Annotated in this window: 17 protein-coding genes; 13 read left to right on the top strand and 4 right to left on the bottom strand. The window is 63.2% G+C overall.

The window, feature by feature from the left end; genetic code table 11:
* Positions 1-6 precede the first annotated feature (6 nt).
* Entirely contained in the window at positions 7-702 is a 696-nt protein-coding gene (locus RG2_RS25615; RefSeq protein ID WP_033235283.1) for a TetR/AcrR family transcriptional regulator, read from the bottom strand.
* Between the two features lie 153 nt (positions 703-855).
* On the opposite strand from RG2_RS25615, the gene RG2_RS25610 reads away from it, so the two are divergent.
* The 3 genes from RG2_RS25610 (at position 856) to RG2_RS25600 (ending at position 3,654) form a co-directional block, all read left to right on the top strand.
* Complete coding sequence (locus RG2_RS25610; protein ID WP_033235284.1) at positions 856-1,797, top strand: NAD-dependent epimerase/dehydratase family protein; 942 nt, start codon at positions 856-858, stop codon at positions 1,795-1,797.
* Positions 1,798-1,897: 100 nt separating this feature from the next.
* Positions 1,898-2,332 (top strand): SRPBCC family protein, encoded by a 435-nt coding sequence (locus tag RG2_RS25605; RefSeq protein WP_033235285.1) that lies wholly within the window; start codon positions 1,898-1,900, stop codon positions 2,330-2,332.
* 26 nt (positions 2,333-2,358) lie between these two features.
* Positions 2,359-3,654: an MFS transporter gene (locus RG2_RS25600; RefSeq protein ID WP_033235286.1), complete on the top strand. Its 1,296-nt coding sequence runs from the start codon at positions 2,359-2,361 to the stop codon at positions 3,652-3,654.
* Here RG2_RS25600 and RG2_RS25595 read toward each other — a convergent pair.
* The gene (locus tag RG2_RS25595) at positions 3,651-5,102 is read right to left on the bottom strand and encodes a CCA tRNA nucleotidyltransferase (protein ID WP_033235287.1); all 1,452 of its coding nucleotides are present in this window, start codon (positions 5,100-5,102) and stop codon (positions 3,651-3,653) included. The genes RG2_RS25600 and RG2_RS25595 overlap by 4 nt on opposite strands.
* A gap of 192 nt (positions 5,103-5,294) precedes the next feature.
* On the opposite strand from RG2_RS25595, the gene RG2_RS25590 reads away from it, so the two are divergent.
* The 5 genes from RG2_RS25590 (at position 5,295) to RG2_RS25570 (ending at position 13,425) form a co-directional block, all read left to right on the top strand.
* Positions 5,295-5,774, top strand: a complete 480-nt coding sequence (locus tag RG2_RS25590; protein ID WP_080711774.1) for an NUDIX hydrolase — start codon at positions 5,295-5,297, stop codon at positions 5,772-5,774.
* Positions 5,771-8,116 carry a DUF6049 family protein gene (locus RG2_RS25585; RefSeq protein WP_033235289.1) on the top strand — a complete coding sequence of 782 codons (2,346 nt, stop codon included), beginning with the start codon at positions 5,771-5,773 and terminating at the stop codon, positions 8,114-8,116. The genes RG2_RS25590 and RG2_RS25585 overlap by 4 nt, the downstream gene beginning before the upstream one ends.
* Entirely contained in the window at positions 8,113-12,021 is a 3,909-nt protein-coding gene (locus RG2_RS25580; RefSeq protein ID WP_033235290.1) for a murein biosynthesis integral membrane protein MurJ, read from the top strand. The genes RG2_RS25585 and RG2_RS25580 overlap by 4 nt, the downstream gene beginning before the upstream one ends.
* Before the next feature lie 48 nt (positions 12,022-12,069).
* Complete coding sequence (sigM, locus tag RG2_RS25575; RefSeq protein ID WP_033235291.1) at positions 12,070-12,651, top strand: RNA polymerase sigma factor SigM; 582 nt, start codon at positions 12,070-12,072, stop codon at positions 12,649-12,651.
* Positions 12,652-12,714: 63 nt separating this feature from the next.
* Positions 12,715-13,425, top strand: a complete 711-nt coding sequence (locus RG2_RS25570) for an RsmA family anti-sigma factor (RefSeq protein ID WP_033235292.1) — start codon at positions 12,715-12,717, stop codon at positions 13,423-13,425.
* Position 13,426: 1 nt separating this feature from the next.
* On the opposite strand, the gene RG2_RS25565 is transcribed toward RG2_RS25570, so the two are convergent.
* Complete coding sequence (locus tag RG2_RS25565; RefSeq protein ID WP_033235293.1) at positions 13,427-13,990, bottom strand: helix-turn-helix domain-containing protein; 564 nt, start codon at positions 13,988-13,990, stop codon at positions 13,427-13,429.
* A 98-nt stretch (positions 13,991-14,088) separates the two neighbouring features.
* Between RG2_RS25565 and nox the strand changes: the two genes are divergently transcribed.
* From nox to RG2_RS25540, 5 genes are all read left to right on the top strand, one after another.
* Positions 14,089-15,273: a 4,4'-dithiodibutanoate disulfide reductase gene (gene nox / locus RG2_RS25560; RefSeq protein WP_033235294.1), complete on the top strand. Its 1,185-nt coding sequence runs from the start codon at positions 14,089-14,091 to the stop codon at positions 15,271-15,273.
* A 56-nt stretch (positions 15,274-15,329) separates the two neighbouring features.
* Positions 15,330-15,911 carry a TetR/AcrR family transcriptional regulator gene (locus RG2_RS25555; RefSeq protein ID WP_033235295.1) on the top strand — a complete coding sequence of 194 codons (582 nt, stop codon included), beginning with the start codon at positions 15,330-15,332 and terminating at the stop codon, positions 15,909-15,911.
* 110 nt (positions 15,912-16,021) lie between these two features.
* Complete coding sequence (trxB, locus tag RG2_RS25550; RefSeq protein WP_033235296.1) at positions 16,022-17,029, top strand: thioredoxin-disulfide reductase; 1,008 nt, start codon at positions 16,022-16,024, stop codon at positions 17,027-17,029.
* A gap of 33 nt (positions 17,030-17,062) precedes the next feature.
* Entirely contained in the window at positions 17,063-17,386 is a 324-nt protein-coding gene (trxA, locus tag RG2_RS25545) for a thioredoxin (RefSeq protein WP_033235297.1), read from the top strand.
* A 128-nt stretch (positions 17,387-17,514) separates the two neighbouring features.
* Positions 17,515-18,702 (top strand): N-acetylmuramoyl-L-alanine amidase, encoded by a 1,188-nt coding sequence (locus RG2_RS25540; RefSeq protein WP_033235298.1) that lies wholly within the window; start codon positions 17,515-17,517, stop codon positions 18,700-18,702.
* 12 nt (positions 18,703-18,714) lie between these two features.
* On the opposite strand, the gene RG2_RS25535 is transcribed toward RG2_RS25540, so the two are convergent.
* Positions 18,715-19,398 (bottom strand): hypothetical protein, encoded by a 684-nt coding sequence (locus tag RG2_RS25535; RefSeq protein WP_033235299.1) that lies wholly within the window; start codon positions 19,396-19,398, stop codon positions 18,715-18,717.
* Between the last annotated feature and the right edge of the window lie 115 nt (positions 19,399-19,513).

Here is a 19,513-nt window from a genome sequence, read left to right as displayed (position 1 = left end):
ATCATCTCACTCCAAGCCCGCCATTCCCGCGAACAAGGCGAGGTGCCGCTCGAAAAGCTCGGCCGGTTCGGTGAAGGTGTCCGATCCATACTGCCCGAACACCTCGAAGTTCACAGAACCGAACAGCGACACCCACACCAAGGTTCCGCGGGTGATTGCCTCGGGCCGCAATTCGACGCCCATCTCCGCGCGCACACGTTCCAGATCCGCCTTCAAGGGTTCACCGACTGCTGCGTCGGGGAACGATGTGAGGGCACCCGCCCGATGCGCGCTGTCGACTATTGCGATCAGCCTGGTGACCACCCGCGTGCCCGGCCCGGTGGTTTGCTCACCCGGTGCGTTGTAGCCGGGCACCGGACTGCCGAACAGCAGTCCGTATCTAGCGGGTTCGCGTATCGCCCAGGCCCGCACGGCTCGGCCCAACGCCAAAAACTGCCCCCGATAATCTTCTGCCGCAACAGCATCCACTGCAGCATCCACTTCGGCGCCCAGCTCGGTGTAAGCATCCACGACAAGAAGGGTGAGCAGTTCGTCGCGGCTGGCCACATACCGGTAGACCGCCGAGGATACGACGCCCAGATCTCGCGCCACCGCGCGTAGCGACAGAGCCGCAGCGCCGACCGCTGCCAGATGCTCGCGGCCGATCCGGGTGATGTCTTGCAAGGTCTGTTCACGCGCGCGCTCGCGGGGGGTACCGGCCATGGGAACAGCTTGCCTCAATTCCGAGAGCAGAGCCAACAAACGAGAGCAGTGTCGATAAAAGAGAGCAGTGCTCTTGACATAGCCATCCACGTGGCGCATCCTAGAAATCGAGAGCAGTGCTCTCTAAACCACGAACCTCAGGTAGGAGACACCATGTCGAACCTCGAAATCGTCACCGGCGCAGGACCAGTCGGATCCACCGTGGCGCTACAACTCGCCGAACAGGGGATCGACGTCCGCCTCCTGACCAGATCCGGAAGCGGACCGCAGCACCCACGGATCGAGCGTCGACGCGTCGATGTGTCGGATCGAGACGCACTGCGCGCCGCCGCCGACGGCGCCACCGCGATCTACCACTGCATTCATGCCGCCTACAACGCCGCGGACTGGGAACGTGAACTCCCCGCGGCAGAAAAAGTCATCCTCGACGTCGCAGCCTCGTTGAATGCCGTTGTGGTGTTCCCCGAAAGCCTCTACGCCTACAACTCCGACACCGTGATGACGGAATCCGACCCCCGCAACGTCACCGGCGGTAAGCGCGGAGTGCGCGCGATGCTACTGCGCGCCCGCGAAGCCTCTGCCACACCCACCGTCAGCGTGGTGGCGTCGGACTTCTTCGGCCCCTACGTGCGCACAGCTCACGCCGGCGAACGCATGGCTCCGAAAGTGATGGCAGGAAAGAAGATTCGGGTAATCGGATCGGCAGATCAGCCACACTCCTTCACGTACGTACCCGATCTTGCGGCAGCGATGATCGCCGCGGCACACAACCCGGAACTGTGGAACTCCGTCCTGCACGCACCCACCGGACCCGCGCTCACCCAACGCACCATTGCCGAGGCGTTTGCCGACGCCGCAGGAGCCCCCGCCGCCAAGGTGGGCGTACTCCCGGCCTGGGTTCTCGATACCGTCGGCAAGGTACACACCGATACCCGCGAACTCGCAGAGATGAACTACCAGTTCACCAAGCCCTTCGTGATGGATTCGACTGCCAGCGAAGCCCTCCTCGGGCTGTCGCCGACGCCACTCGATCAGGCAGCGCGCGAAACTGTCGGCTGGTGGCGAGCAGAACAGGCCCGCACCGCGGCAGCCTGAAGAGCACGCACCTTTCCAATGAATGGGATTTGCGTTCCCACCCGGCCCACGAGCTCCCTAGTGTCCACGTCACACCGAGCGAAGCACTAGAGAGGTACTTATGCCCACGCTTCTACGAACAACCACTCTGCCCGTCGAGCCGGACCAGATCTGGTCTGTGATCAAAGGATTCGACGAACTCGCCTCGTGGCACCCGCGCGTCCCCCCTTCCGAAATGGAAGAAAGCGCAGACCCGACCACGCCAGGTGCTGTACGCCGATTCATCGTCGACGGCAATGTCGTAGCACGTGAAGAGTTGATCGAGCATGACAACAGCGGCCGAACCTACAGCTACGAGGTACTCGACCAACCGCTTCCGGTCAAGAACTACATTGCGCGCATCGAAGTAGTTCCGACGCCTGACGGCTGTGAAGTCAGGTGGACCGCCACTTACGACGGAGGCGACGAGATCATCCCCGTCGTGGAGAACGCCTTCGGCGACAACGTGTACCTGGTTGGCCTCGATGCATTGCGGGACCGGTTCGACGGTCGATAGTTCGGTTCCCGCTAGAGTTTCACTACATGACCCCAGCCTCGAACCGGCGCGAGGCCTGGTCCAGGACGCTCCACACCGTGCGGGAATCCCCGGGCCTCGGACGGTTGGCGCTTGTCCGCTTCTCGAGCCAGTTCGGCGACGGGTTGTTTCAGGCCGCGCTGGGCGGCGCGATCCTGTTCAACCCGGAACGCGAGACAGATCCCGTGGCGATTGCGGCGGGGTTTGCCGTACTGCTGCTGCCCTATTCGATCATCGGACCCTTTGCGGGTGCGCTACTCGATCGCCTCGACCGGCGCCTCGTCCTGCTGTGGGCAAGTGTTCTGCGCGGTCTGCTGATCCTCACGACCGCTGTTCTGCTCGCCAGCGGGGGAGGGGACACGCCGCTGCTGTTGTGCGCATTGGCGGCTATCGGGGTCAGCCGATTTGTTGGCGCCGGAGTCTCGGCTGCACTACCGAAAGTGGTTCGGCAATCCTGGTTGGTGGCCACCAATTCCGTTCTCACAACCGCAGGTTCAGTGGTGTCGGCCCTGGGCGCAACCGCGGCGGTGAGCATTATCGGGATTGTGGGTGCCGGTGATCGGGCGTCCGCAATCGCCGTTGCGTGCGCTGCTGTCGGATCGGCCGTCGCGGCTGTGGCGGCAGCACGGTTCACCGCCAGATCACTTGGCCCCACCTCCTCGGAAAGAACCAACACGGGCGCTCTTCATTCCGTTCTGACGGGCCTGAAGACCGGAGCCACTGCCGTCTGGGAGGCTCCCGGCGTCACTACCACGATGATCGGAATCGGCGCGCACAGAATCTGTTTCGGCATCAACACACTGATCATGGTGCTGGTGCTTCGGGACACGTCCAACGGCTCGGCGCTCCCTGGTGGGATGGCGGGATTCGGTGTTGCCGTTGGCGCTACGGCCATCGGCATGCTGATCGCCGCACTGATCACTCCGTTTGTGATTCCGCGGCTCGGTCGCTCGCGAACCGTCACCTCCGCACTGACGGCCGCGGTGATCATCCAACTCGTTTTTGTCACCACACTGACGCAGGGATCACTCCTGATCGCCGCGTTCCTTCTCGGCGTTGCCGGTCAAACCGTGAAACTGGCCGGCGACGCGGCGATGCAGATCGACATCGACGACAACCGTCGTGGCCAGGTTTTCTCCTTGCAGGACACCGTGTTCAACGTCGCGTTCATCGGTGCGATCGCCGCCGCGTCGACGGTGATCGCACCCGACGGTAAGAGCGTCGGATTAGCCCTTGCCGGTGCGGGCGTCTACGCCGCCGGATTGTCGGCGGTGTTGATCAACCGCAAAAAGCGAGAAGGCTAGGACTGCTGGGCAGCCCACCACTTCAACAGTTCGGCCTCGGCCTCGTCGCGGTCGAGGGGACCACGATCGAGACGCAACTCCTTGAGGAAGGTCCACGCCTTACCCACCTGGGGACCGGCAGGAATGTTCAACAATTCCATGATGGCGTTGCCGTCGAGGTCCGGACGCACCCGAGCGAGGTCTTCCTGCTCGGCGATACGGGCGATCCGCTCTTCGATATCGTCGTAGGTGGCCTGCAACTGCGCGGCCCGACGCTTGTTGCGGGTGGTGCAGTCGGCGCGCACCAACTTGTGCAAGCGGGGGAGTAGTTCACCGGCATCTGTGACGTACCGCCGCACGGCAGAGTCCGTCCACTGCCCCTTGCCGTAACCGTGAAAACGCAAGTGCAGGAACACGAGCTGCGAGATGTCGTCCACCATCTGCTTGGAGAACTTGAGGGCACGCAAACGCTTGCGCACGAGCTTGGCACCGACAACCTCGTGGTGATGGAAGCTGACGCCGCCGCCGGGCTCGTTGCGCTTGGTGTCCGGCTTACCGATGTCGTGAAGCAGTGCAGCCCAACGTAATACGAGGTCCGGGTCGCCATCCTCGAGGTCGATGGCCTGCTGAAGCACCGTCAGAGAGTGCTGGTAGACGTCCTTGTGCTGGTGATGCTCGTCGATCTCGAGCTTCATCTGCGGGATCTCGGGCAGCACGTAATCCGCCAAACCGGAATCGACCATGACGTTGATGCCGTCCAACGGGTACATGCCGAGCATGAGCTTGTTGAGTTCGGTCTGCACACGTTCGGCCGTGATCCGCTCGATCTGCGAAGCCATGTCCTTGATGGCGTCGAAAACGCGATTGTTCAACGTGAAACCAAGCTGAGATACGAACCGTGCCGCGCGCAGCATCCGCAGCGGATCGTCGTTGAACGAGTTCTCGGGAGCCGACGGCGTATCGAGTTCCCCGGCGAGCAGAGCGTCCATGCCGTTCAGCGGATCGACAAACGTGAACGAACCGTCGGCGCCTATCGCCATGGCCATCGCGTTGACCGTGAAATCACGACGCACCAGATCGTCGGCAAGATTCTCGCCGTACTGGACTACCGGATTACGCGACACACGATCGTAGGCATCGGCCCGGAACGTCGTGATCTCGATCTCCTGGCCGTCCTTGATGGCGCTGATCGTGCCGAAATCGATCCCGGTATCCCACTGCTTGTCGACCCAGCCCTTGAGCAGAGCCTGCACCTTCTCGGGACGCGCGTCCGTCGTGAAATCCAGATCACCGCTGAACCGGCCAAGGATTGTGTCGCGCACGCTGCCACCTACCAGGTACAGCTCGTGGCCGGCCGCTGCGAAGCGCTCACCCAGCGGGGTCAACACATCGGAGAGCGTGCGCAATGTGTCGGAAGCGTCGGCAAGGAGCCGTGCACGGCGATCGGCATCGGGGGTAGGGGCAGTCACGTCGATTGAGCTTACTTAAGGTGCGCAAATAGCAGAACGCGCATATCAACGCGAGCACCCGGTTTGCGCGGGTTACCGGCCAACCAGACGATGCCAACTAGTATCGATGGGGTGTCAGGTGCCGAACGAACGAACAGGAGCCGCCGCAACTCGCGGCGTCGTCCTGCCGTCGGCAATCCTGAACGATCCCCGATGCGTACAGTCCGCGAAACTTCGGCGGGCGGATTGGTCGTCGACGGCTGGGGCGGCCCGCCCGAACGCCTGTGTGCTGCACTGATCGGACGAACCGACCGCCGTGGTCGTCTGTTGTGGTCACTGCCCAAGGGACACATCGAGCAGGGCGAGACCGCCGAGCAGACGGCGATGCGTGAGGTCGAGGAAGAAACGGGCATTCAGGGAACCGTCCTCGCGCCACTCGGCAGCATCGACTACTGGTTTGTCACCGAGGGCCGACGCGTCCATAAAACGGTGCACCACTATCTCTTGAGATTCCTCGGCGGCGAACTGTCCGACGAAGACGTCGAAGTCACCGAAGTGGCCTGGGTACCGCTCGCGGAACTGCACTCACGCCTGGCGTACGCGGACGAACGAAAACTAGCCGAACTTGCCGCACAGATGATCGCCGAGATGCCCCACGCACCCATGCTTCCGAAGGAACCGGACGCAGGATGAAAATGGCTCTACGGCGAGCGGGCATCGCCGCTCTGGTGATGGCCGCTGTCGGTGTGACGGGATCGCTCGGGGCGGCACCGGCACACGCACTCCCCGCCTCGCACGACAAACACGTTCAGGCACCACGCACCAGCACCGACGGCAAGTTCCTCGAACTGTCCATCGAATCCACGACACCGACCACCGTCACGACAACCAGCACGCCCACCGTCGTGGTGAAGGGCACGGTCAAGAACGTCGGCGACCGTCCCGTCGAAGACGTCGGAGTGCGGTTGCAACGAGCGCCGGCCATCGACAATGCAGCCGACGTACGCGATGCCCTCGAATTCGACCAAGCCATTTTCGACACAGTCGGCGAGTTCGACACCGTCGCCACCAGCCTCGAGCGGGGCGAATCCAGGCCGTTCACCCTCTCGCTGCCACTGCGCAGCACTACCGGAACCTCACTGGAGATCTCCGAGCCCGGCGTCTACCCGATGCTTGTCAATGTCAACGGCACCCCCGAATACGGCGGCGCAGCCCGGCTCGACGACGCACGTTTCCTCCTCCCGGTTCTCGGCGTTCCCAGCGCGACCAACACAAGAACGTCAAGCACCTCGGCTACAGCCGTCGTCGCACCCGACACGTCCAATCCCGTCGGCGTGACGATGATGTGGCCGCTCGCTACCGCTCCCAGCCTGGTCGGCGGAATCCCCGGATCCGTCAATGACCCCGTTCGACTGATCAACGACGACCTCGCCACCGAACTCTCGGACGGCGGACGCCTCGACGCGCTTGTCGACGCCGTCGACAATGCCACGAAACCCGAGATCGACGCCGACAACAAGGTGCGGGATTCACTGTGCCTCGCCATCGACCCCGACCTCGTGATCACGGTCGACAACATGACCCGCGGTTATCTGGTCGTCGACAACGCGGCAGACCCCACCGGCGCAGCCCACGACGGTCGCGGACAGGATGCGGCGTCCAATTGGTTGTCGCGAATCAAGACCCTGGCAGCATCGATGTGTACGACGTCGGTTCCGTTTGCGCAGGCAGATCTCGCGGCAGTCGGTACCGTCGCCCATCCCGAACTGACGGCGACGGCCATCGACCGGCCGGCCGACATCGTCGACACCATTCTCGGCGTGACTTCGCTCCGCAATTTCGTGTGGCCGGATTCCGGCGTCCTCGATTCCGTCACTGTCGACACTCTGAGCACCAGGCCGACAACCACCCTCGTAGCGGCCTCGTCCGTGGATTCGAGCGAGGCACAACTGTCCTCGCGCATCACCGACACCGTCGACGCACTTGCCTTCGACACAGCGGCGGCCGCAGCTTTTGCCGCGACCGGATCCAACCCGTCGACGCCGTCGTACATCGACGAGGACACCGCGCCGCAACTCGAGACGGAATCGCGGGTTGCCCGGCGCCAGGACGCACTCGGCGCGATGGCGTGGTCCGCGTTGACTCCCACCGCCGTGCCGCGCAATCAGATTCTGGCGCCGCCGCAACTGTGGAGCGCCGACGCGGAGGACGCCGGCGCGATGCTGTCGATGCTCGCCACGCTCATCCGCTCCGGCCTGGCGACACCACAGTCCCTTCCGGCGCTGCTCGGCACACAACCCGGCGCTACGGACACGGCAACTCTCGAATATCCGGAGCGGGCAACTCAGGACGGTCCGCAAACAGCGGTCATCGACACGGCACAAGCTCAACTGCCCCGAATCGATGCGCTCGAACTCTCACTCGTCGACGACCCGCAGGTTCTGCTCACTCCGCGCTCCTTCACCGCCCCGCTTCGTGAGGATCTGCTGCGCGCGATGAGTTCGGCCAACCGGCGCGATACCAGTATCTTGTCCGTCCGGAATGCCGAACGTGCTGCAAGCATCCGCGCAGGCAACGTGACCACCAGCGTCAACGGTCTCTATCAAGCCGTCAGCGTCGTATCGCCGGGCGGCGTGTACACACTGGCGTCCGGGCAAAGCCCGCTGCTCCTCGTGGCCCGCAACGAACTGCCGATCGCCATCAACGTCAACCTGCGGGTGGACGCTCCGCCGGAGATGAAGATCAGTGACATCGGTCCCAAACAATTGCCGCCGCGCGGTAGCCGACAATTGACTGTGCCAGCGGAAATGAACGATTCCCGCAAGGTGGTCGTGAGCTTCTCGCTCACCACCACCGACGGGTTCCAATTGGGCAGCCCGACCAGCGTGACCGTACGGTCGAATGCATACGGTCGTCCGTTGGCCGCTGTGACAGCCACAGCAGGAGGATTGTTGTTGTTCTTGGCCGGACGACGGCTGTGGCATCGATATCGGGGTCAGCCCGACCCAGCTGATGAAGGGTACAAACGTTCATGACCGGGAATCCGCCTGAGGGCAAACGGTCCGCGATCACGCGCCGGAGCACCGCAACCGCGTCACATCCGCGCATGCCACCGTGGGAACGCGGGTACCCGATCCAGCCGGTCAACCCGGACGCACGTTTCGACGACTCACCAACCATGACCATTCCGGTCATCCGCGACTACCCGCGGTACCGGGAAGCGGAAATGGAGTTGGCGAACCGTCCCGTCTCCGAGTCCGGTGACGTCGACCCCGACTCTCATGTTCTGCCAGGAGACCGCAAGGAATCCAACTCGCGACTTCTCGCGGCGACAGGTTCCATCGCCATCGCGACACTGACGAGCCGCATCACGGGATTCGCCAAGCAGCTGATGATCCTGATGGTTCTCGGTCCGGCCATCGCCAGTTCGTTCACAGTCGCCAGCCAGATCCCGAACATGATCGCGGAGCTGGTTCTCGGCGCAGTGTTGACCGCGATCGTCGTGCCGGTCCTCGTCCGCGCCGAACGCGAAGACAAAGACAAAGGCGAAGCCTTCATCCGACGCCTCTTCACGGCGTCCCTTGTCCTTCTCGGCATGGCCGCGCTACTCGCGACCCTCGCCGCACCTGTGCTCACCAAATACGTCTTCCTGTCCGAAGACGGCAAGGTCAGCACCGACCTGACGACGGCCCTGTCGTACCTGCTACTGCCGGCGATCCTGTTCTACGGACTGTCTGCGCTGTTCACGGCGTTCCTCAATACCCGTCAGGTCTTCAAACCCGGAGCCTGGGCGCCGGTGCTCAACAACATGGTCGTCCTCGTGGTGCTCGTGATCTACCGCCTGACACCAGGTGAGATCTCGCTGAATCCGGTCTCGATGGGTGACGCAAAACTGCTCACCCTCGGCATTGGCATCACCGTCGGCGTCATCGTGCAGGCTGCCAGCCTCATTCCCGCGCTACGACGCGAGAACATCTCCCTCAAGCCGCTGTGGGGTCTCGACGACCGCCTACGTCAGTTCGGCGGCATGGCCGTCGCCATCGTGTTGTACGTCCTGATCAGTCAGATCGGCATGATCTTCGCGACGCGCATCTCCTCGCACGCCGACGAAGCCGGCCCCGCGATCTACAGCCAGGCCTGGCTGCTGCTGCAGTTGCCGTACGGCGTCCTCGGTGTGACAGTTCTGACCGCGATCATGCCGCGCCTGAGCCGCAACGCCGCAGCCGACGACACCCCGGCCGTCGTCGACGATCTGTCGGTCGCCACGCGTCTGACCATGATCACGCTCGTTCCGATCATCATGTTCCTCACCTTCATGGGCCCCCAGGTCGGTGAAGCGCTCTACGGTTACGGCCGCTTCGGACCTGAACAGGCCGAACGTCTCGGCACTGCCGTGAGCTGGTCGGCATTCACGTTGATTCCGTACGCGCTGGTGCTGATCCAACTCCGCGTGTTCTACGCCCGCGAACAAGCCTGGACGCCGACGTGGATCGTTCTCGGAATCACCGCTGTGAAGATCGCCTTCTCCGCTCTCGTCCCATTGGTTGCGTCCGATACCGATCAGGTCGTGATCCTGCTCGGTGCAGCCAACGGACTCGGCTACATCACCGGTGCGGTCATCGGCGGATACCTTCTGCACCGCAGCCTCGGAAACCTCCAGATGGCCAATGTCGGTAAGACCGTATGGTCCGTCGTCGTCGCCTCCCTGGCCGGTTCACTGACAATGATTGCCGTCGACCGGGTACTCGGATTCCACAAACTCACCGAGAACCTGGGCGGTCCCGGATCCTTCATTCGCGTAGCCGTCGGCGGCATTCTCATGCTCGCCATCACCTTCACGATCCTGTACTTCAAGAAGATCCCCGAAGTGCGCTCGGTAACGGTTGCGGTCTCCCGCAAGATTCGTTCTGTGTTGGGTCGCCCCGAACCAGCCTCGAAGTCCGCCACCGGTAATTCGGCGCAGCGCGACGACGATGCTGTAACCGAGCTGATCCCCGCCGTGCGAACGGAATCGAACCAGCACGAACGACCAGGTGCGCTGCCGTACCCTGGTCCTGGAACCACAAGGTCGCAACCCGCACAGACACGGGGATGGGCAACCGAAAGTGAAGGAGCGAGGGTGAGCGACGACAAGGTCTCCGACGACAAGAATGCCGGAACTTCTGCCGTGAAAGAGTCCACGTCGGCTGGGGCAGCGCCTACGGGTGCGCCGCGAGCAGAGGCTCCCCGGAAGCAAACACCACAGCAGCAAACACCACAGCAACAGGCGCCGCAGACACAGGCAATCAAGTCCGAGCCGCCCAAGGCTGTGCCGAACAAGGCTGTGCCGCAAAAGGCTGTGCCGAACAAGGCTGTGCCCCCCAACCCTGTGCCGCCCGCCGGATCTGCCAAGACGCCGCCCGCTGCACCGACCTCTACTTCCCGCCCCTCTCCCCGCGGACCGAAGCTCATTCCGGGTGCCTCCGTCGCCGGCGGCCGCTACCGTCTGCTCGCCCCGCACGGTGGCACTCGTGGACTGCAGTTCTGGGAAGCACTCGACGTCAAACTCGATCGCGAAGTAGCCCTGACGTTTGTCGACGCGGAACAGCGCGGCGACGACAACGCCCAGTCCGGTCCGCAGGCCGTGCTCTCCCGCACCTTGCGCCTTGGCCGGATCAACTCGCCGGGCCTGGCCCGGGTCCTCGACGTCGTCCGCGGCAGCTCGGGCGGCATCGTCGTCGCCGAGTGGACGCCTGGCCGATCACTGCGTGAAATGGCCGAGACGACGCCGTCGCCCATCGGCGCAGCACGCGCGATCCGCAGCCTCGCGGCTGCTGCCGAGGCAGCTCACCGCTCGGGTGGCGCGCTGTCCATCGATCACCCGGATCGGGTGCGCATCAGCATCAACGGCGACGCCGTACTCGCGTTCCCCGCAACGCTTGCCGACGCCGATTCCACCAGCGACGTTCGTGGTCTCGGCGCCATGCTCTACGCCCTCATCACGGCTCGGTGGCCGCTGGCAAAGCCGTCAGCCGGACCCGTCGGCGGGTTGCTCCCGGCCGGCCGCGACGCTTCCGGGAATCCCGTCGAGGTGCGAGGAATCCGTCCCGAGGTGCCGTTCGACATCTCGGCCGTTGCCACGCGCGCACTGCAAGCAGAGAGCGGAATCCGCACTGCCGCAACGGTGCAACACATTCTCGATCAGGCGTCCGTCGTCAACGACAAGACGGAACTGATTCCCGCCCTGCGCCTCGGACATCGCGACCCCGGCAACTCCGGACACGCTCTGACGGATCCCGAGGCCATCGAAGCCGAGAAGAAGAAGTCGACGCGCATGCTCGCCGCGTTGACCGCGCTGGGCGTATTCACCGTCATCGTGCTGATCCTGCTCGGCGTGTGGGTTGCCAGCTTCCTCTCCGGGAGCAGTTCCAACACTCCCTTGAGTGAACAGAGCTTCGGCTTGACCTCGGAAGCTGCTGCACCCGAGGAAAGTTCGGCTCCCGCCGCCCCGCCGGTTGCCACGGCCCCTGTCGGTGCGTCGACGGTCGCGGTGTTCTCGCCGCAGGGCACCCCGGATCAGCCGGCTACGGCCAAGAACGCCATCGACGGAAACCCCACAACGGAGTGGTCGACGGACTCGTACTTCCAGCCGTTCCCGGCGCTGAAGAACGGCGTCGGCCTGATGGTCACGCTGGACGACGCCGCGACTCTGAAGAACGTTGCCATCACGTCCGATTCGCCGGGTAGCGTCGTTGAAATCCGTTCTGCCCCTTCTGCCGGAACAACTCTCGATCAGACGAAGCAAATCGGGACCGGAACATTGAAGAACGGTGTCACGGATATTCCGGTCACCACCGACAGCCCGAGTCAGTACGTTCTCATCTGGATTACCGAACTCAGCACGCAATCCGGACAAAACCAAACAGCCATCTCGGACATAACGTTCAACGCCGCTCGATAGCCCGTCCCTGACCCTCCCGATGGCCCGCTCCTGGGTTAACATCCGCCGGTGCACACTTATCGGGGGGGCACCGGGGGCGAGGTAACGGATGTCGAATTACTGACAGCACATGTGGCGGGCGATCCACATGCTTTCCGTGAATTGCTGACCCGGCATCAGGATCATCTATGGCACGTCGCCCGGCGTACCAGCTATTCGGACGAGGACGCCAGTGACGCCTTGCAGGAAGGCTTGCTGTCTGCGCACCGCAACGCGTCCAAGTTCCGTCGCGATGCCGCTGTGCGAAGTTGGCTCCACGCGATAGTTGTCAACGCATGCCTGGATCGAATTCGGCGAAACAAGTCACGCCAAGCCTTTTCGCTCTCCGCCGACAATGTGGAGGAACCTCGCGATTCTCACGATCATGTCGAAGCCGTGGACATGAGGATGACCGTCGATCAAGCCTTGGCCCTGCTGCCGCCTGAGCAGCGCGCTGCCGTCGTTGCGGTGGACATGGAGGGTTATCCCGTAGCAGAGGCCGCAATTCGGCTCGGCATCCCTGTGGGAACGGTGAAGAGTCGCTGCGCTCGCGCGCGCAAGCGTCTAGCCGCCGAATTGGCCGAGTTGGGTGGCCAGGGGAACCGATCGTGATATCGACGCGTCTAATCTCTGTGAGCACCAGAACAGGTAGCCGCGCGCAGAAAGGGGAGGCTCGTGAACGATTCGTACGTTCCTGCCCCACCTTTCTCCGAAGACCTGCTGGCCGATCTTCACGGCGGTGTTCTCGACCCGGAAACCAGTGCTGCCTTGTGGGTCCTCGTCGACGACGATCCTGACGCACTGGCGTTCGTCAGCAAACTCGACAACGTCAGTCATTCACTGCGGACGTGGGACGAGCGCATCGCCCCGCACGAGCCCATGCCGCCCGAGTTGGCAGCGCGCATCCACAGCGCATTGGACAGCGAGTGGAAACAGCAACAGACGCAACATGATTCCGATTCGAATGTAATCTCCATCGCCCGCTCGCGACGCCGACTACTGATGGGTGGTGCCGCTGCTGCAGCAGCCGTAGCGGTTGTGGCTGTGTTGATTGCGGTACGCCCCACCGAACCGAACGCCGTCATCACTGCGCAACCCACTCCTACCGTAAGCGAAAACCCGACTCCCGAAAGATTCCTCACCTTGATCGGGTCCAAAGATCTTGGCCCATTGGAGGATCCACTCAAACTGGCAGGTTGCCTGCAGGCAAACGGATTCTCGCAAGATGAGCCACTTCTCGGATCGGGCGAGGTCAGCGTCGACGGCAACCCAGCCGTGGTGCTCCTACTGCGCGGCACACAGCCACGTCAGATCACCATCCTTGCCGTCGGCCCGGAATGTAGCACTGACAAACCGAACACGCTGTCCGTCAACACTATCGGCTAGTTCACTTTTCTGCGACCGGCAACAGCAGTGCCAGGATGCGCTCGCGGAGTTCCTCCGTATCATCCTCCACCGCAATAAGACTCGAGAACATCGCAGCTCCGGCCGCCATCACCAGCACAGCTTTTGCGTCCAACAGCGCGGCGTCGCGGTCTTCCGAATCTTCCAGGAACAACTGAGTACTCGGCCCACTGAACCCGCGCCACAGCTCGTTACGTAGATCGTCGTGATCGCGCAATGCTGCCAATAGTCCGGGCGCCGCGGCACGAACCTCGGGGCGGGCGAACAACTGCGCGCTACCGGCCACCACCCAGCGGATCCACCCGTCGCGATCCGTTCCCTCGAAGGGCGTCAGATCCGGGGTGGCGCCGAGGATCGATCCGAGAACCAAGTGCGCTTTGGACGACCATCGACGCGCCATCGACGCCCTACTGACTCCGGCTCGGGCGGCGATGGCGCGCACGCTCAATTGCTCCCAGCCGACCTCGAGCAGCATGGTGCGGGTGACTTCGAGGACTGCGTCGTCGATGCGTGGGTCTCGGGGGCGACCAGATCCTGTGGTGTTCATCGTCTCGAATTGTCGAACAGATTTGGCGTCGGCGCTATATCGTCGTAGATACGAGTCCACTGGCATCGTAATGGATCCGCCGAAGCAGGAAGAAGAACATGACCCCCACGATCTTCGAACCGGCCCGTCTCGGGCCGCTGACCTTGAAGAACCGCATCATCAAAGCTGCCACCTTCGAAGGCGTGATGCCGCGGGGAGCGATCTCCGACGACCTGATCAACTTCCACGCCGAGGTCGCTCGCGGGGGTGCCGCCATGACCACCGTCGCGTACTGCGCCGTCTCACCCGGTGGCCGCGTCCACCGCGACACCCTCGTCATGAACGAACAGGCGCTGCCCGGTCTGCGCCGTCTGACCGAGACGGTCCACGCCGAAGGAGCACTCGCCGCCGCACAGATCGGCCACGCCGGACTAGTGGCCAACACCCTCTCCAACAAAACGAAAACCCTGGCCCCGTCGACGCGATTGAGTCCGCCCGCGATGGGTCTCGTCAAGGGAGCGACACTCGCGGAACTCGACGGCGTTGTCGCCGACTACGAGCGCACCGCGCGCATTGCCGTCGACGCCGGATTCGACGCCATCGAGGTGCACCTCGGCCACAACTATCTGCTCAGTTCGTTCATGAGCCCCAATCTGAACAAGCGCCACGATCAATACGGCGGAACCGTCGCCAGGCGTGCCGAATATCCGCGTCGGGTGATCGAAGCAGTCCGCAGGGCAGCCGGACCGTCGGTTGCCGTCACGGCGAAGTTCAACATGTCCGACGGCGTCCCCAAAGGACTGTGGCTCGATCAGAGCCTGCCCATCGCCAAGATCCTCGAGGCCGACGGCCATCTCGACGCCATGCAATTGACCGGCGGCAGTTCACTTCTCAACGGAATGTACTTCTTCCGCGGCGACGTTCCGATGGCGGAATTTGTTGCGTCCCAGCCCAAACTCGTGGGTTACGGTCTCAAGTTGTACGGCCCGACGCTCTTTCCCAAGTACCCCTTCGAGGAAGGGTTCTTCCTTCCATTCGCGCGCCAGTTCCGCGAGGCGCTGAGTCTGCCGCTGATCCTGCTCGGCGGCATCAATCGCGTCGACACCATCAAGGGAGCACTCGGTGAAGGTTTCGAGTTTGTAGCCATGGCTCGGGCACTGCTTCGAGATCCGCAGTTGGTCAACAAGTTTCAGTCCGAATCGGTTTCCGAAGGGCTGTGCGTCCACTGCAACAAGTGCATGCCCACCATCTACACCGGCACGCGCTGCGTCGTCCGAGAGGCTCTGCGCCCAGCGACCACATAGCGCGCAACTCCCCACTAGGCTGTTCGACAACCGAGCAGCGTACGAAAGGAGTTCACGTGCCACGCATCAACGCCGCTACCGTCGGCGAGCATCGCGCAGCGCAGCGTCGTGCGCTCCTGAACGCTGCCCGCGAGGTTCTTGCCGAAGGAACCGCGGACATCCCGTCGTTCGGTGAGATAGCCAGGCGCGCCGGACTGGCCCGATCGAGCGTCTATCAGTACTTCAACTCCCGGCAGGACCTACTCGACGCACTGGTCGAGGATTCATTCCCGCGGTGGTCGCAGAAGTTGGCTGAGGCCATGGCGGAGGCCGACGGCCCCGCCGGTCGCATCCTCGCGTACGTCGACGCCAATCTGATCCTGGCCGCAGACGGAGAGCACGCGATCGCGGCGTCACTGAGCCAGATCGCACCCGGCCCGAAGTTCGATGAGAAGAGCCGGGCACTGCACGGCGATCTTGTCACTCCGCTGCTGCACACGCTGCAGGAACTCGGCGCACGCGACCCCGCCGTCACTGCCGAACTGATCAACGCGATAGTTCACACCGGTGTCCGGCAAATCGAACGCGGCACCGATCCGGATCAGGTGCGCCGCAGTGCTGGCGCCCTGGTCGCACCGTATGCACACGACCCCAGCTGAGCGCCTGACCACTTTTGCGCCGGGCCCGGGAACAACACCCCTTATCCTGGTGTTGATCGGTACGGCTCTCCAAGAAGCGGAGGGTCTGCACTCACTATTGGAAGGCTCGCATGACCACCCAGCTGGAAACCACGCCCGCGGTCCATGACGTCATCATTGTCGGTTCCGGACCGGCCGGCTACACCGCTGGTGTCTACACCGCGCGCGCTGAGCTCCAGCCCCTGCTCTTCGAGGGAACCCAGTTCGGTGGCGCCCTCATGACCACCACCGAGGTCGAAAACTTCCCCGGATTCCGCGAGGGAATCATGGGACCGGACCTGATGGAACAGATGCGTGAGCAGGCTCTGCGCTTCGACACCGACATCCGCACCGAGGACGTCGACGAGATCGACCTGAGCGGCCCGATCAAAACCGTCGTCGCGAACGGCGAAACCTACGCCGCGCACGCGATCATCCTCGCGATGGGCGCCGCAGCGCGTTACCTGGGGATTCCCGGTGAAGAGCGTCTCCTCGGCCGCGGCGTCAGCGCCTGCGCCACCTGCGACGGATTCTTCTTCCGCGACCAGGACATCGTCGTGGTCGGCGGCGGCGACTCCGCCATGGAAGAAGCAACCTTCCTCACCCGCTTCGCCCGCTCGGTCACCCTGGTGCACCGCCGCGAGGAGTTCCGCGCCTCACGCATCATGCTCGAGCGCGCCAAGGCCAACGAGAAGATCCGCTTCCTCACCAACGCCGAACCCCTCGAGGTCCTTGGCGAGAACAGTGTCACCGGCCTCGTGGTCCGCGACACCGTCACCGGCGAGACCTCCACCCTCGAGATCACCGGCATGTTCGTCGCCATCGGACACGATCCCCGCAGTGAACTCGTCAAGGGCCAGGTAGACCTCGACGACGCCGGCTACGTCCGCGTCGCCCCCGGCTCCACCGCAACCTCGGTCGACGGCGTCTTCGCGGCCGGCGACCTGGTCGATCACACGTACCGTCAGGCCATCACCGCTGCCGGCACCGGATGCTCCGCTGCGATCGACGCCGAACGCTGGCTCGCCGACCGCGGCGACATCACCGCAAACACCCTCGATGCCGCCGGTCACGCCGTCGACGTCGTCGGCGCCCCCTGATCCCAGCTCGTTCACAACCCTCGAGGAGTAACAGTGTCGAATACCGTCACCATCACCGACGATTCCTTCAAGCAGGACGTCCTGGGCAGCGACAAGCCCGTTCTCGTCGACTTCTGGGCAACCTGGTGCGGCCCGTGCAAGATGGTCGCCCCGGTTCTCGAGGAAATCGCCGGTGAGAACAGCGACAAGCTGACCATCGCCAAGCTCGACATCGACGCCAACCCGGCCGCAGCCCGCGACTTCCAGGTCATGTCGATCCCGACACTGATCCTGTTCAAGGACGGACAGCCCATCAAGACCATCGTCGGCGCAAAGGGCAAGGCCGCGCTGCTCAAGGAACTCTCGGACGTACTCTGAGTACCCTGTGAACGTAGGGGATTCTCGCAATCCCCAGGTTTTCTGAGATAATCGATCGATGTGCCTGATCAGATCCACTTCCAGGCACATCGATCGAATTCTTTTGCCGATCCGAGAGGTTTTCACGCATGCATCGACTCCGACACGGTGATCACGGCCCGGCCGTCGCCGAGATTCGGGGCACATTGACGAAGCTGGGATATCTGCACCACATCCCGTCCAGCATTCGACGTGAAAGCGGCGACGGTGCCCATTGGGTTGCGCCGGACGTCATCTTCGATCATCACCTCGACAGCGCCGTTCGTGCCTTCCAGCAGCAACGTGGGCTACTTGTCGACGGCATCGTGGGCCCGGCAACGTATCGGTCCATTCGTGAGGCGTCGTACCGCCTAGGCGCCCGCACTCTGATCTACCAGCTGTCCGCTCCGCTGTACGGCGACGACGTGGCAGCACTACAGACCAAACTCCAGGATCTCGGCTTCTACTCGGGGCGCGTCGACGGCTTCTTCGGGCCGATGACGCACGAGTCGTTGTCGTCCTTCCAGCGTGAGATCGGCATCGCCGCCGACGGCATCTGCGGCCCCCAGACTCTGCGCTCGCTCGACCTTCTCGGAACTCGTGTCACTGGCGGTTCACCTCACGCGATCAGCGAGGAAGAACTGGTGCGGCGCAAGGGCCCGCAGCTGGGCGGAAAGCGGATCGTCATCGATCCCGGTCTGGGCGGCCCGTCCACCGGAGCGATCGTCAACGGTATCTCCGAGTCCGATGTGCTGTGGGATCTTGCGATGCGCCTCGAGGGGCGTATGGCCGCAACCGGAATGGAGACGTTCCTCTCGCGGCCGCACAATGTCGATCCGTCAGAGGCTGATCGGGCATCAACTTCCAACGCGTTCGACGCAGACCTGATGATCTCGCTGCGGTGCGACAGCAATCCCAGCCCGTCCGCAAACGGTGTGGCGAGTTTCCATTTCGGAAATTCACACGGTTCGGTCTCGAAGATCGGTCAGATTCTCACCGGGTTCGTCCAGCGCGAGATCGTTGCCCGAACCCCGTTGCAGGACAACAGGACTCATGGTCGCACGTGGGAATTGCTGCGACTGACCAACATGCCGACGGTACAGATCGACCTCGGCTACCTCTCGAACGCGAATGATGCTGCGGTGCTTACCAATCCGCGTATGCGTGACACCATCGCCGAGGCCATCCTGATTTCGGTCAAACGCCTGTACCTGCTTGGGCAGGACGATCAGCCCACCGGCACGTTCACGTTTGCCGAGCTTCTCGCAGAAGAACTTTCGGTATCCGACCGCAACTGACACGCGCGTTACTCACACGCGTGTCAGTTCACCAACCTGAATCATCTCGAGGGCCGCGGCCTGCAGGAGTCGATCGAGGGCTTCCTCGACGTCGACTTTCCACTCGTGGTCCCGATCGAGTTCGAGCCGCAAGCGTGGGTACCGATGATGGGGCGCAACAACCTCGAAGCCGTAATCCTCGAGGAAATCTGCGCTGATCATGCATTCCTCCGGTGAACATTCCAATGCTGCAGTTGCCGACGCGATATCCGACGCCGACTCCTGCTCATGTGCGCGGATACCAAAAGCTTCGAGGGCACGGACACCGCGTCGAACGAGATCGGTCACCACAGCGGAAATGAGGGCCGGCCCGAGGCTTTCCTCGACGCCCGACGGCTCCAGCCGAAGACTGGTCAGCAGAACGGCGTCAGAGCTGACGGGACTGGTGGGGAACATCTGGGCGCGCGGAATGGTGCGGGGAGGGGCGTAGAGAGCGCTGCCGAGTGGTTTGCCGTCCTTGACCGCGACCTGGCCGCAGGATCCCCACTCGAGCATAACCATCGACAGCCACGCTTCTTTTTCGAATTCCTGATCGCAGAATCCCCGCGCATCGTGAAGGGCCGCCGGATCCATCTCCCAGAACACGCAGCGGCGAGCGTGTGCCGAAAGTTGATCGAGACCGTCAAGCCGCAGCGATGTGATGACGTGAGTCGACACTGGCTAACTCACTTCCGTAGGTCGCGATCTCAATTTTGGTATCTGCCGAACATTTAGGTCTCCGCCGCACATTTTTGCCCTACCCGACGCGTTTTCCTTCTCCAGAATAAGCCAC

It is taken from the genome of Rhodococcus globerulus NBRC 14531 (assembly GCF_001894805.1).
Classification (GTDB): domain Bacteria; phylum Actinomycetota; class Actinomycetes; order Mycobacteriales; family Mycobacteriaceae; genus Rhodococcus_F; species Rhodococcus_F globerula.
The sequence above is the reverse complement of the archived record's forward strand: the minus strand, read 5'-3'. Positions and strand labels throughout refer to the sequence as shown.